The organism is Photobacterium sp. TY1-4 (assembly GCF_025398175.1).
GTDB lineage: Bacteria > Pseudomonadota > Gammaproteobacteria > Enterobacterales > Vibrionaceae > Photobacterium.
The window spans coordinates 1,903,614-1,916,780 of record NZ_CP099735.1 but is presented as its reverse complement, the minus strand read 5'-3'; the positions used below and the strand labels follow the sequence as shown (position 1 = coordinate 1,916,780).

General features: G+C 52.5%; 9 protein-coding genes and 1 pseudogene. 6 read left to right on the top strand and 4 right to left on the bottom strand.

Translation table 11 applies throughout. From position 1 onward, the window contains the following. Nucleotides 1-9 precede the first annotated feature (9 nt). On the bottom strand, nucleotides 10-1,077 hold the full coding sequence (locus NH461_RS25250; protein ID WP_261603700.1) for an ABC transporter substrate-binding protein: 1,068 nt from the start codon (nucleotides 1,075-1,077) through the stop codon (nucleotides 10-12). A gap of 212 nt (nucleotides 1,078-1,289) precedes the next feature. Between NH461_RS25250 and NH461_RS25245 the strand changes: the two genes are divergently transcribed. From NH461_RS25245 to NH461_RS25230, 4 genes and pseudogenes are all read left to right on the top strand, one after another. Beyond that, on the top strand, nucleotides 1,290-2,036 hold the full coding sequence (locus NH461_RS25245; RefSeq protein ID WP_261603699.1) for a UTRA domain-containing protein: 747 nt from the start codon (nucleotides 1,290-1,292) through the stop codon (nucleotides 2,034-2,036). A gap of 488 nt (nucleotides 2,037-2,524) precedes the next feature. After that, on the top strand, nucleotides 2,525-4,315 hold the full coding sequence (locus tag NH461_RS25240; protein ID WP_261603698.1) for a flavin monoamine oxidase family protein: 1,791 nt from the start codon (nucleotides 2,525-2,527) through the stop codon (nucleotides 4,313-4,315). Nucleotides 4,316-4,371: 56 nt separating this feature from the next. Continuing rightward, nucleotides 4,372-6,363: pseudogene (locus NH461_RS25235) on the top strand (lipoxygenase family protein); the annotation flags it as partial. Between the two features lie 31 nt (nucleotides 6,364-6,394). Further along, nucleotides 6,395-8,413 (top strand): thiamine pyrophosphate-binding protein, encoded by a 2,019-nt coding sequence (locus NH461_RS25230; RefSeq protein WP_261603697.1) that lies wholly within the window; start codon nucleotides 6,395-6,397, stop codon nucleotides 8,411-8,413. 58 nt (nucleotides 8,414-8,471) lie between these two features. Here the strand turns inward: NH461_RS25230 and NH461_RS25225 are convergent, their stop codons facing one another. Next, nucleotides 8,472-9,053, bottom strand: a complete 582-nt coding sequence (locus NH461_RS25225; protein WP_261603696.1) for a protocatechuate 3,4-dioxygenase — start codon at nucleotides 9,051-9,053, stop codon at nucleotides 8,472-8,474. 87 nt (nucleotides 9,054-9,140) lie between these two features. Continuing rightward, complete coding sequence (locus NH461_RS25220; RefSeq protein WP_261603695.1) at nucleotides 9,141-10,019, bottom strand: LysR substrate-binding domain-containing protein; 879 nt, start codon at nucleotides 10,017-10,019, stop codon at nucleotides 9,141-9,143. 148 nt (nucleotides 10,020-10,167) lie between these two features. Between NH461_RS25220 and NH461_RS25215 the strand changes: the two genes are divergently transcribed. Together NH461_RS25215 and putP are read left to right on the top strand one after the other, a co-directional pair. Beyond that, nucleotides 10,168-10,554, top strand: a complete 387-nt coding sequence (locus NH461_RS25215; RefSeq protein WP_261603694.1) for an ectoine synthase — start codon at nucleotides 10,168-10,170, stop codon at nucleotides 10,552-10,554. 40 nt (nucleotides 10,555-10,594) lie between these two features. Then, nucleotides 10,595-12,034: a sodium/proline symporter PutP gene (gene putP, locus NH461_RS25210; protein ID WP_261603693.1), complete on the top strand. Its 1,440-nt coding sequence runs from the start codon at nucleotides 10,595-10,597 to the stop codon at nucleotides 12,032-12,034. Nucleotides 12,035-12,217: 183 nt separating this feature from the next. On the opposite strand, the gene NH461_RS25205 is transcribed toward putP, so the two are convergent. After that, entirely contained in the window at nucleotides 12,218-13,156 is a 939-nt protein-coding gene (locus NH461_RS25205) for a hypothetical protein (RefSeq protein ID WP_261603692.1), read from the bottom strand. Between the last annotated feature and the right edge of the window lie 11 nt (nucleotides 13,157-13,167).

The following is a 13,167-nucleotide window of genomic DNA, read 5'->3' as shown; positions in this document are numbered from 1 at the left end:
GTAAACCTCTTACTGCTGGTGAATCAGCACGTTTTCCTGCCATTGACGCGGCAGTTTACGGGCCGATTTTTCCCAGGCTTTAAAATCCGTCACAGGATGAACATTGGTGTATTGTGAGTTCGGCAACAGCTTGTCCTGAATTGATTTCGGCAGGGTGATCGAACTGCGGATCGGGCGGGCATAACCTTCGGCCAGGTTAATCTGTCCCTGATCGCTGAAGATATATTCACGGGCCAGCTTGGCAGCATTCGGGTTCTTGGCAAACTTGTTGATAATGGTGGTGTAACCGGAAATCACCGAGCCGTCTTGCGGAATGCTGACGGTGAAGCGGTCGCGGTCAATCTGGTCACGATAGTTCAGGGCATTAAAGTCCCACAGAATCGCAACTTCCACTTCCCCTTTCTCCAGGTTCGCCAGCCCCGGATCGGTAAACGACAAACGTCCCTGCTTGGCCAGCTTGGAGAAAAACTTGATGGCCGGTTTCAGGTTCGATTCATTTCCACCCTGGGCAAACGCCGCTGCCAGTACGGCATTGTTGGCCTGAGCCGCAACGCCTACATCCCCGACGCTGACTTTATAATCGCCCTCAAGCAAATCATCCCAGGATTTCGGCGGGTTCTTCACCAGGTTGTTGTTAGAGATAAAGGAAATCGTCCCGGTATACGCCAGGGCCCAATGGCCGTCTTTGTCTTTGGCCCAGTTCGGGATCTCTTCCCAGGTGCTTGGTTTATAAGGCTGCGTCACGCCCTTTTTCACCGCAACACGGGCAAAGGCAAAACCGACATCACCGATATCCGCGGTGGCATTTTTCTTCTCCGCTTCAAACTTGGCAATTTCCTGCGCAGAGCTCATGTCGGTATCCTGATGCTGCAGGCCATAATTGACTTTCAAATCGGCCCAGGTATCTTTCCAGTTGGCCCAGCTGTCCGGCATCCCGACACTGTAAACGGTGCCTTCTTTTTTCGCGGCTTCAACCAGCGATTCCAGATCTGCGTCACTTGCATAAACGGTGGCTGAAAGTGTGGTGGCAAGCAGCGTGGTTTTGAGGGCGAGCGTGCGGGTTAACAAAGTATTCATCGTCTCCATCCTTTCTGGACTAGGTCAGTAAGTTCACTTTTTATCCTATGGATGAAGTGTGACGATTTCGGTGCAGGGATATGACAAATTTAATGCGTTTATTTGTCATTCATGTTTCAACCCCCTTATAAAGCCCTCACTTTTACTGTCATTTTTCTGTGATATAGATGTCGTACATTTTTCACATCGACAGTTTCTGGACTAGTTCAGTGATGGCTATTCAAACCAAAACACCAACCAAAACCCCGACCCAACTCGGCAAAATTAAAACCAGCATTCGTCAGCAAATCCAGTCCGGGTTGATGAGCGGCGGACAAAAGCTACCTTCCGAGCGCGAGCTGAGCACGCTATTTGAAACCACGCGGATCACGATTAAGGATGCGCTGGTTGCGCTGGAAACCGAAGGCCTGATCTATCGGGAGGAGCGTCGTGGCTGGTTCGTCTCCCCGCAGCGGATCTGCTACAACCCGCTCTCACGCAGCCACTTTCATCAGATGATCCGTGAACAGCACCGAATTGCCGAAACCCGGCTGGTCAATACCCGGGCTGAAATGGCCGCCGGTGAATACGCCGCCGCACTGAATATTCGCCAACTCACCCCCATCCACATTATTGAGCGCTTGCGCTACATTGATGGCCGGGCGGTGCTGTTTGTTGAAAACTGCCTGATGACCAACCTGTTCCCGGGGATCCTGGAAGAAAACCTGACGCTATCACTTACCGGCCTTTTTGCTGAAAAGTATGGTTACCACACCCACCGCTCCCGCTTTGATGTGATCCCAACCGCAGCCCCGAGCCATGTCGCCAAAGCCTTGAACCTGGCCGAAGGCCAATCGGTGCTGAAAATCTGCCGGGTCAACTATAAACAGGACGGCGCCTTGATGGACTGTGAATTTGAATACTGGCGCCCGGATGCGGTGATGATCCGAATTGACAGTTCGGCCGACTATACGGCCTGAGCACTCCCCCGCTTAAATAGCGTCATTTTTACGACCGACAGTTCAAGGCCATCATCAAAACGCCAATAACTTCGGTCCTTACTGACTCAGTCGGATTGACAAAATTATATTTAATCCGCAACACATTAAAAAATAAACAAAACCCTCTAAAAAACATCGAAACCCTCTTGAAAGATCAGAATAGATAAGACACCAAGAAAGAACGTAAGCCATTGAAATAAAACTACTTAACCTGGTGAAAACAAAACACAAAAAATAAAGTTAAAAATAAACAAAGCATCGACAACAAATATTTAAGCTCGATCTAAAATCGTAGTTTCCAATATTAAATAGACCCAACATAACTAACAAAAATAAAGTGATTTATGTGTAAATGATCACGGAAAATTTATTTCATAAAAAACAGCTCAATATCCACACTCTGAATAAGGTGAGGTGTACTAGCATTATGCATTGAATCGCATACCAAAAACAAAAGGACGCAACTCATGATCGCCTTATCCCGACAGCAACGTCAGCAACGCCTCGTTCAATTTCGCCAGGCACTCCATCAATGCTATCAAAATCATATGTACCGGCAGCAACAAACCCTGGCAAGCCCAGTCGCCTGTACCCCACAAAGCAACCAGAGCAATGACGCACTTTCAGTCGGCATTGTCGGTGGCGGTATGGCGGGGATGTATGCCTCAATGCTACTGGCAAAACTAGGTATCCACAGCCAGATCTTCGAAGCTTCTGGCGAGCGCATCGGCGGACGGGTTTACACCCACTATTTCAACAATGAGCCGCATCAGTACGCCGAACTGGGTGCGATGCGTTTTCCCCACAATGAGCTGCAAAGCCGGCTATTCAACTTCTGGGATTACCTCAATACCACTGTCTCTGAGGTTGAAAACGCCCGAGAAATTCCACGGATCCCCTATATTCTCTTCGACAGCAATGAAGCAACGCCCGACACGGGGAATTTACTGTGTTTTAATGGCATGCCGCCGGTCACCCGCACCCAGGCCGAGGCCGATAACAGTCTGCTCGGGTTTGATCCCTTTTTCGAGGGACCGGAATATGCGTACTTCAAAGATGCCGACGGCAAACTCAAAAGTGCCTCAGTCTTGCTCGATCTCGCCCTGGAACCTTTTGTGGCTTTGTTTGAAAACGAAAATATCGAGGTCGCCTGGGCAGAAATCCTGAAATATAACCGCTACTCCGCACGCGGTTACCTGCAAGACGTCGGGGATGGTGTCCAGCCCTACCCGGTCGAAATCGTCGACTATATGGAAACCGTCAATGCGTATACAGGCATCTATGATCTGTCGTTTATTGAGTTGGTCCTCGACACCTATTCTTTTGATGAAAGCCCGGAATGGTCTGCTATGGAGGGGGGGACGTCCCGGATCGCCGCCGAAATGGCCAACCGGATCCCGGGTTCACAATTTAAAACCGGTACTCGGGTCACCACATTGCGCGAAGAGAGCGACCAAGCCTACATTGAGTACAATACCGGCGACGGCACCCTGACCGAAAGCGCCGCCTTTGATCGAGTCATCGTGACCCTGCCCTTCAGCCAACTGCGGTTTGTCGACACACCGGCATCCTGGTCTGCCGGTAAATACCAGGCGATCCGCAGTCTGAAAATGACCAATGCCGTTAAAGTTGCCCTGGGATTCCGTACCCGTTTCTGGGAGCAGCAGGGCCCCTACAGCCAAGGGATGGAAGGCGGCCAGAGTAATACCGATCTCGCCTCTCGCAGTATTGTTTATCCCTCTTTTGGGATTGGCGAATCCGGCCCGGCCTATCTGTTATCCAGCTACTCGTGGCAGAACGACGCCGACAAATTTTCGCACCTGAGCGAGGCAGAAGCCCTTGAGGCCACCTTAAGGGATGTGGTGCATTTACATGGTGACATTGCCCGGCAGGAATACTTAGGGCACGGGACCGCCGTGGTCTGGAACCGTCAGGAACTCGCTGGGGGTGGCTTTGAATTTTTTGCGGCCGGGCAATTCGAGAAACTCTTTGTCGCTGCCCGTGAGCCGGAAGGACGGTTCAACTTTGCCGGAGAACACCTGGACATGGTGCACTACTGGATTGCTGGCTCCTACAACGCAGCCTTCCGGACAGTGTGGGAAATCCTGATCCAGGAGGGGCTGGATACCCAGGCAAACCTGGAGACCCTGTTCAGTGCACTCGGCGGCGGGGACATTCTGCCGACGATGATCCCGCACTTCAACCGCCACAGCCACTCCACCCTACTGGAAATCCAACAAAATCTTCAGAACAACTAAGCCCCGACAGTAACGCCCGGCCACAGGCCGGGCGACATTCACATTCAGCAAAGGATAGAGCAATGAATCAGCCAAAAACCGCCATCCAGCAATTTCAGTCTGTCTTGAGTAACCGGGTTGTCCAGGACGAATCACACTCAGACAGTATTCAGTATCAGTTCGTATACAGCGAATCCGCCCGAACCTATACCACCGAGCAATACCCTCAGGCCGGGGTATTCACAGGCATCACCACGCCATGGTTCAATACCTTCAATGCCGTGCCGGGCAGCTGGCAAAGCACAACACAAGACAATGCACTCAATGAAGCCCGGGCAGCGCAGGTGGCAAAAGCCAACCAGTACATTCAGACCAACGTTCCGGCGCAGCAGTATTCAGGCTCTGCAATCGAGCAACTGCACCAACGCTTTACCAAAGGAATTTGGGACAATACGGTCTTCTCCCCGCAGCAGATCCAGACCCTGACCGACAACTGGATCCACGATGATGCCGAATTTGCCCGCCAGCGGCTGGGCAGCGCCAATCCCAACGTGATCCAGGCCTACAATGGCAGCAATCAGGATTTAGCGGACTTTATCAACCAAAGTCACGGTGCTGCCGACAGTGCAGGCTTGCTGCAACGGCTACAACAGGCCCATGACAGCCATCGACTGTTCGTGTGCGACTACCGTCCGGCGTTGGCCAGCATTGAGCAAAACGGCCTGGTGCAGGAACGCCACACGCCTGATTTCATGCCAGACGGTTTTGTCTTCAGCGTGCCGGTCGCTTTTTTCATCGCCGAGCCGCCAGGCAGTGACAGCCCGATGCTGCCGGCTGCGATCCAAATTGATGCCACCAATCAGGGATACATTTTCACCAGCCAGGACGGTGAGAATGCCTGGTTGCTGGCCAAACTATGGACTGCCAGCGCCGATGCCCAGTGGTGGTTCAGCGGCAGCCACCTGTACAACACCCACAGCATCGACATGATTTTTGCCACCGCAGCCTTGCAGCTGGAGCAGGAAGGCACCCTGCCGTCCGATCACCCGATGGCGGTGCTGATGCTGCCGCACCTGAAGAAGATCTATAACATCAATGTTGCTATCTATAATCCGGATTACCCAATGCAATCAGGCAGTCAGCCAGGCTTATACCAGCCACACAGCTTCTGTGATCAGTTCCTGCCTACCGGACGCATCGGGATCTTCCAGCTCATCAACGATCTGTATCAGGACTATCAGTTCGACGCCCAGGCGTTTGATCAAAACCTGGCAGCCCGAGGTATGGACACCACCCGCTTCCCGGGCCATTTCCCCTACCGGGATGACGGGCAGATCTGGTGGCAGGCGATCAGACAGTTTGTCAGTGACATTGTGGATGCCACCTACCCTGATGATCAGGCCGTTGCCAATGACAAGGCACTGAACGCCTGGATGACGCTGGCGCAAAGCGCCTTCAATCACGATGGTTACAGCCGCTTTACCTGGCAGGCCACCAAGGCTTATACCAAACAAGCCATGACCAACCTGTTTTTCCTGACCACAACCCAGCACACCGCGGTCAACGATACCATGTTTGCCGGTTACGGCTTTATTCCTAACGGACCATTTGCGATGCAGACACCGCCGCCAAGCGGAGGCTCTGTGAGCGATCATGAGCTGTTGTCAGCTCTGGCCGACCCACAATTTTTGTCCCATGATACCGGCACCGAACCGCAAGTCGCCTGGCCGGTCATGAACCAGATTAACTTTGTCATGAACGGTACCGCCGAGGTCGTGGATGTTGTCGCCGGCACCCAAGATGTCAACTCGCTGCTGAAGATTTACCCTTATCCGGCCAACAGCGAACAATATGCCGCCGTCACCCGCTTCCACCAGGCATTATGGGACGGCAACAACTCGGTCGATGCCCAAATCAAAGCCAATCAGCAAACACGGATCAGCGACTATCAGGCTGCGCATCCAAATGCGGAAACCGTCCCCAACAGTGTCAGTTACCCGTTCCTGAGCGTGACGCTGCCCGAGGATGCCGATGTGAACGCCCCAACCATGAACACCATTCAAATCTAACGGACACAGACTATTTTGAAGGAGAAACACCATGGTCAAAGCCAATTTGTTGTCACCGGGGCAATATCAGCGGCATTTTCGCTCCCCCAAGCAAGTGGTAAACAATCAGCCCATCAAAGGGGTTCGCGCTGCAGTCACTGGGCTTGCCAGTGAAGAAACATTAGCCAGCTACCTCAATAAACGTCTCGCAGAAATCGGGGTGAAACGTGTGATGGCGATCCCCGGCGATTATATTGCCGAATGGGTTGCCACCCTGGATGAGCCGGAGATCAATGCCGGTTTAATCCGGGTTCATCCCAACAACGAAATGCTGGCAACCTACGCAGCGGACGGATATGGCCGCGCCGCCAACGGCAACACCGTCGGCTGCGTCGCCTTTACCTATGGCGTCGGCGCGCTCAATGCCGCCCAGGCGTTTGCCGGGGCGCATGTTGAGCAAGTACCGCTGGTCTTGATCAACGGCAGCCCGTCCAACGCCCAGTTTAACTCACAGCGAGATCAAGGGATCCTGTGGCACCATATGTTTGACGGCTCACAGACTGATTTACGAATTTTCCAGCAGCTCACCCAATCAGCGGTGCGTATCGATAACCCGGCTTATGCGCCAGATCTTATTGATTCCGCTTTAACCGCCTGCATCACGGAAAGTAAACCCGTCTATATCGAAATTGCCAATACCCTGGAAAATATGTCGGTCCAGCCGGTCAGCGAGCGTCCGCTGCTGATCCGCTCCCCGATCCCCCAGGATCAGCAAGCCTTGGATGATGCCGTCAGCTATATCTGGGAAGTGCTGCAAGGCGCGCACAATCTGGTGTTGATGGGTGGCGTCGAGCTGGCCCGGCAAAATCTGCAGGATAAATTCGAAACCTTATTCAACGCACTTCAGGCACCCTATGTCACCAGCCTGCTCGGCAAAGGACTGCTCAGTGAAGTCGACGCCGGGCCGTGGTTCTGCGGCGTCTACAACGGAAAGAATTCCCAACAGAATGTGCAGGATCTGATCAAGCGCTCGGATGTCCTCTTGTCGCTGGGGGTCCTGGAAACCGACTTCAACTTCACCGGTGTCGCGGCGGCAGATTACAGCCCGGGCAGTGAAGACGGCTTACCCATCGACGGTCAGATCGAAGCACGGATGGGAGCCGTAAAAATCAACAGTGTCTGCTCCCGGGCCGAAGACAACGAGATATACTGGGGAAACATTGAGCTGGCGCCACTGCTCGATGCCCTGATCAGCAAAGCCCAGACCGCAGCGCTTCCTAACGCACCGTTCGCCGGGTTGAGCGAAGGAACGCCATGGGAAATTCCCCCGGCAACGGATTTTTCCGGTGACGACCAAATCACCTGGGATAGTTTTAAATCCCTGCTCTCCAATAATTATCTTCAAACCTTTGGCGCAGCAGAAACCCCACTCATTTTGGCCGATACCGGATTGAGCTTCTACGCCCTGAACAATCTCAAAGTGCCGCAGAATGGTTATATCGCGCAACTGTCCTGGGGGGCGATTGGCTATTCACCGGCAGCCAGCTATGGTGCGAAGTTGGCACTGGACGATCAGGGGATCAACCGCCGCGTCGTGAGCATTTCCGGGGACGGCGCTATCTCAGAGAGTATCAATACCCTGGGCACCATTGCCCAGCTGGGATTGAACAACGTCATTTTTGTCATGGCCAACGGGGTATTTGCCATTGAGCAGTTCCTGGTCAATGCACAGGCCTTTGCGGATACGCCGGATGCCCCGCAGTTCGAAGCCTTAACCCAGGTACCGCAAACGGCGCTCTGGGATTGGGTGAAACTAGCCGAAGGCTTCGGCGGCGTCGGCTATGAAGTGACCACCAACGCGGAGCTGACCGCGGTGCTGGAAAAACTGCGGGAGGAAGATTATCCGGACCCGGCGATCCCTAGCGGCCCCTGCGCAACCGGGACCGGAAGCGGCTGTTGTGACTTTGCCGGTACAACACCAACCGCAGGGAAATCCACCTTCACCCTGGTGGCGGTCCGCAATGTATGTAAAGACCTGCCCAGCAATGTCCGCTGGAAATTAGAGGACTAACCGACCCCTTCCCAAAAACCGGCGCGCAGGCGCCGGTTTCTATTTTCAAAACCAGCCACTACACCACAAAGTCATAATTCGCGGCCAATCCGTCGGAGTGCGGCAACGGATCGATTTGCAGTGCCTCGCGATTGCGGGCCCACCACTCGTTGCCGGTCTGGCCCTGCAAATAGAGCTGGGTGGTCAGCAACTCACGTCCACCCTGCCAGATCTTAACGTGAATGTGCGGCGGCCGCCCGGTATAAGGCACCGGATACAGGGTATGAAAGCGATAATGGCCCTGACTGTCGGTCAGCGCCGCACCAAAACCGGCAAAATGACGATCGACCTGATCATGGCCGGATTGACGGGGATGATGATAGATCCCGGCGCCGTCACACTGCCAGATCTCGACCCGGCAATCGGTCATTGGATGGCCACTCATATCCAGCACCCGGCCGCTGAGCCACATTGGGGTACCGTTCACCACCGCCTGATCCCCGATCAGAGATTCCCGAAACGGGATCGCCACCACCGGATAAAACGGCCCTTCGGTCTGCGACGGCGTCCGGGCCAGCGCGCCTCTGCCCCAGGCTGAAGGCAGCCAAACTGCCGGCCACATAGCCAGCGACCAGCACACCAGAAAATTTCGTCGGTTCATTCCCCCTCCTGCTGCTAAAACCATTCCGCTTTGCTTTCTTCATTGTGGCAGCCATGGGGGAAATTGCGTGCTCAACCATGCACTTCTTTATGCGATCTTTGATTGCGCTAACGCCATCACCCAGTCAGAAAATGCCCGTTGGCTGTCGCCGGAAACGCCGTTTGCCCGCAGGTAGTATCGCCGATTCCGGTTCCCGGCCAACGGCGAGAGTTGCACCAGTTCGCCGGATCCCAGCTCGGTAGCAATCAATGCCTTCGGACACAGCGCAATCCCGTTATTATTGATTGCTGCAATGCGCATCATATTAAAGTCGCTGAACACCGTGCCCCGACTCACTGGCGGATGGGAAATCTCTGGCGTCTGGGCATCAGCGTAACGCTCGTACCAGCGCTGCCAGGCCCGACGATCCTCGTCATGTAACAAATCATATTGATTGAGGTGATTTGCCGAAAATTCTTCAATTTTAGCGGCATATTCACGACCACAGACCGGCACGGTTGCCCCATTGAACAGCTCCTGCATGGTCTCGGTTAATGGTTCATCGGTAAAACCCAGCACAAAATCCGCAGTGTTTTCCGCCGCGGCGAGCTGATACTGCAACGTCAACTCAATGTCCGGATAACGAGTTTTAAAATCATGGATGTGCGGTAATAAAAAACAGGTCGCCAGCGACGGCAGGCAACCAATCACCAACTTGTTGTGTCCTTCTTTGCGATGCGTCTGAACGGCATCGCGCAGCTGGGCAAACGGCTCGGTCAATTGCGCTGCAAAGGCGGCGCCTGCCTCGGTCAGCATCACCCGGTTTTGTTGCCGGTAGACCAGTTTCTTCCCCATCCACTGCTCCAGCGTCTTTACCTGACCGATCACCGCAGCATGGGTCACAAACATCTCTTTCGCCGCCGCAGAATAACTGCCCAGGCGCGCCACCGATTCAAAGTAATAAATTGATTTCAGGGGCATTTTCATATTCAGCGTCCACAGCGTGTTAGTTTTTCTTACATTCTATGTGAGATTTAATGAGTTGTTAACCAATAAGCAACAAACCTATGATGCACGGACTCTGATTAGCGCTAACAGAGATTTCGATGAACGTGTTTTTTTGAAGGATATTTTTATGTTTATCAGATCGTTGAATGATGTCGAAGGCTCTGAGCACTTTGTTCACTGGGGCAACGGAACCAGCCACCGTCTCCTGACTCTGCAAGACCAGATGGGCTTTACCGTCTGCCATACCGTGGTCACCCGTGGCACCGAGTCCCTGCTGGAATACAAAAACCACCTGGAAGCCTGCTACTGCATCGGTGGTGAAGGTGAAGTGGAAAACATGGCCGGCGAGCGGTTCCGGATTGTCCCGGGCACGATTTATGTCCTCGATGAACACGACAAGCACTATCTGCGTGCCAGCGAAGACAAAGATCTAATCCTGGTCAGCGTGTTCAACCCACCGTTGCAGGGAACGGAAACCCACAGTTTAGACGGCGACGACTCGTCCGCCTATTAATCACCCCAGGATAATAACCCCACGGATCAGGAGGCAGGTTATGTTTTATCTACATGGATCATTCTTACTATATTTGCTCAGTATGTTGCTGATTGGTTTTTACTTCTACAAACGCACCAGCAGCACTTCAGACTATATTTTAGGATCGCGTAATCTGCCTCCGAGCGTCGCCGCCCTCAGTGCCGGCGCTTCAGATTTGAGCGGGTGGGCCCTGATGGGCCTTCCTGGCGCGCTGTATATCGGTGGCCTGAGCAATCTCTGGATCGTCCTATTCACCCTGATGGGCGTTTACGTCAACTGGAAATTCATTGCACCAAAACTGCGAGTAATGACTGAACAGCTCGGGGATGCGCAGACTATTCCTGAATATCTGCAAAACCGCTTTCAGGACAAGTCCAACATCCTGCGCCTCACCTCTTCCGTCGTGACGCTGGTGTTCTTTACTTTTTATGTTGCCGCCGGGTTGAGTGGCGGTGCCGTGCTGTTCGAAAACACCTTCGGTATCGACTACCACACCGCACTCTTGGTCGGTGGGATTGTGATTGTCTCCTATACCTTCCTCGGCGGGTATCTGGCGGTGTGCTGGACTGACTTCTTCCAGGGACTGATGATGGCGTTATCTCTGTTGATCGTGGCACTGGCGATTGTCTTCATCACCGACGGCGAGCCCGGTTCAACCACAACCGCGCAATTGCTGAACGACATCAACTTTGCGGATCTGCGTCCGGATCAAGGCTGGTTCTGGGGACTCATCTCTCTGAGTGGCTGGTGTATCGGCTATATGGGTCAACCTCATGTGCTGGTACGTTTCATGAGTGTCCGCAGCGTCGAAGATATTAAAATTTCGCGACAGATTGCGGTGATCTGGACCAGTATCACCATGATTTCAGCGGTCTTGGTCGGTTTTCTGGGTCGCAGCTACTTCGCAACCCCGCTTGAGAACGGTGAAACCATCTTTATTGCGCTGTCTCAGGCTATCTTCCACCCGTTTGTTGCCGGGCTGATCATCGCCGGGGTTCTGGCCTCCATTATGAGCACCATCGACTCCCAGCTTTTGGTTTGTTCTTCTACCCTGTCGGAAGACTTTTATCGCGCCTATGTCCGCCCGCGGGCATCCGATAAAGAAGTGTTGCAGATTGCTCGGCTGGCCGTGCTGGCCATCGCACTGATTGGCTTCTTCCTGGCTTACCAGAAAGCCGATGCCACGCTGCTGAGTATGGTCGCTTACGCCTGGGGTGGATTCGGGGCTTCTTTCGGCCCGGTGATCCTGTTTAGCCTGTTCTGGAAACGCATGACGCGAACCGCCGCCATCAGCGGACTGGTCGTCGGCTCCGTGGTGGCCCTGATTTGGAACCAGAACCAGGGCGGCATTTTCGACCTGTTCGGTGTGGTACCCGGCTTTATCGCAGCCAGCCTGGTGATAATTGCCATCACCCGCTATCAGACCACGAAAACAGCAAACACTGAGACAGCCTACTAAGCGAATGACCGTTTTGAGCGTTCAGCTATGGCTTTGCCTGAGTGACTCAATTGCATGATCACATCACTCCCAAAGGCATCCGATCTGGATGCCTTTTCTTCTGCATGTTGTTCCACCGACAATGCAGTTGTGCGACTTCAATTCAATCCCTCACCAATAGCCTGAAAGACACCGCTCTACTATTCACTTTTTAAGTAGCCCGGATTGATACCCTTTAGTTAAATAGCTCAGTTCAAGTTGCGCTTCCGGAATACAATAGAGTTTTTTACTCTTTACAGGCGTTAACGATATAAAGCTTGCTAATGCGCCTAATGCACCTCCCAATATGGCATTAAGAGGGCTTAGCGAAGTTGAACCCGCTATTGTTGCTCCTTTTATCACGCTGTCTAAATTACTTGCTAGATTGTTTGAGCCAAGGTTTATCTTGATACCTTCAAATTGAACGAGGCTACCGAATCGTTGGCGAGATTTACCCTTGATTTCTTCTATGGCCTTTTCCAGATCAGTAGTGGCCAAATCAAGAGAGAACTCGCTAGCTTCATTAGCTTGAGATACAAAATGAGCCAGGCGATCAATAGAGTGTTTCAATTCTCGGAACAAATGAGAGTTATCGTGTTTGAATGCTACGATTTCCTTAGCTGAAGAGCCTTGAGAGGGGACTGGTAGTTTCTTATGCAGCTCCATTTGAATACAGTAAACATCGGATGATATCTCCGGCGTTGAAAGAAATCTTCGGTATGATTGTTGAGGAGTCCATATAACGTTGGGTTGTTCCCTTTGAGCTTTATTCAGTGCTTGATTTTGATACTCGATGAAGGATTTAACCCAGTTATGAGCACCATCTGACTTGAGGCTGTAGGCATACTCTTTTACGAAGGTTTGCTGACCTTCAGTAGGATAGTCCTGATAATCCTTTATCAGAATTGACGCCTCTTCTAGCATAAGCTCGTCAGTCGTTCGTTTCCATCTGGGTAATTGTGCTGTAACGGGTTGAATGATGTAGTCCCAATACAAACAGAAAAACTGGATTTGTTCTTTTCGTATTTGTACATGGGGGATGTAAACATCTCCATTAAGATCTTCAAATTCTGGACAGAAGATGATTCCTCTTTGTTTAGTCATTTGACAACAAC

Excerpts from the sequence above, each read along its gene's own strand:
- putP (WP_261603693.1), top strand. The coding sequence starts at position 10,595 with ATGTTTTATCTACATGGATCATTCTTACTATATTTGCTCAGTATGTTG.
- NH461_RS25245 (WP_261603699.1), top strand. The coding sequence starts at position 1,290 with ATGGCTATTCAAACCAAAACACCAACCAAAACCCCGACCCAACTCGGC.
- NH461_RS25205 (WP_261603692.1), bottom strand. The coding sequence starts at position 13,156 with ATGACTAAACAAAGAGGAATCATCTTCTGTCCAGAATTTGAAGATCTT.
- NH461_RS25230 (WP_261603697.1), top strand. The coding sequence starts at position 6,395 with ATGGTCAAAGCCAATTTGTTGTCACCGGGGCAATATCAGCGGCATTTT.
- NH461_RS25220 (WP_261603695.1), bottom strand. The coding sequence starts at position 10,019 with ATGAAAATGCCCCTGAAATCAATTTATTACTTTGAATCGGTGGCGCGC.
- NH461_RS25240 (WP_261603698.1), top strand. The coding sequence starts at position 2,525 with ATGATCGCCTTATCCCGACAGCAACGTCAGCAACGCCTCGTTCAATTT.
- NH461_RS25215 (WP_261603694.1), top strand. The coding sequence starts at position 10,168 with ATGTTTATCAGATCGTTGAATGATGTCGAAGGCTCTGAGCACTTTGTT.
- NH461_RS25250 (WP_261603700.1), bottom strand. The coding sequence starts at position 1,077 with ATGAATACTTTGTTAACCCGCACGCTCGCCCTCAAAACCACGCTGCTT.
- NH461_RS25225 (WP_261603696.1), bottom strand. The coding sequence starts at position 9,053 with ATGAACCGACGAAATTTTCTGGTGTGCTGGTCGCTGGCTATGTGGCCG.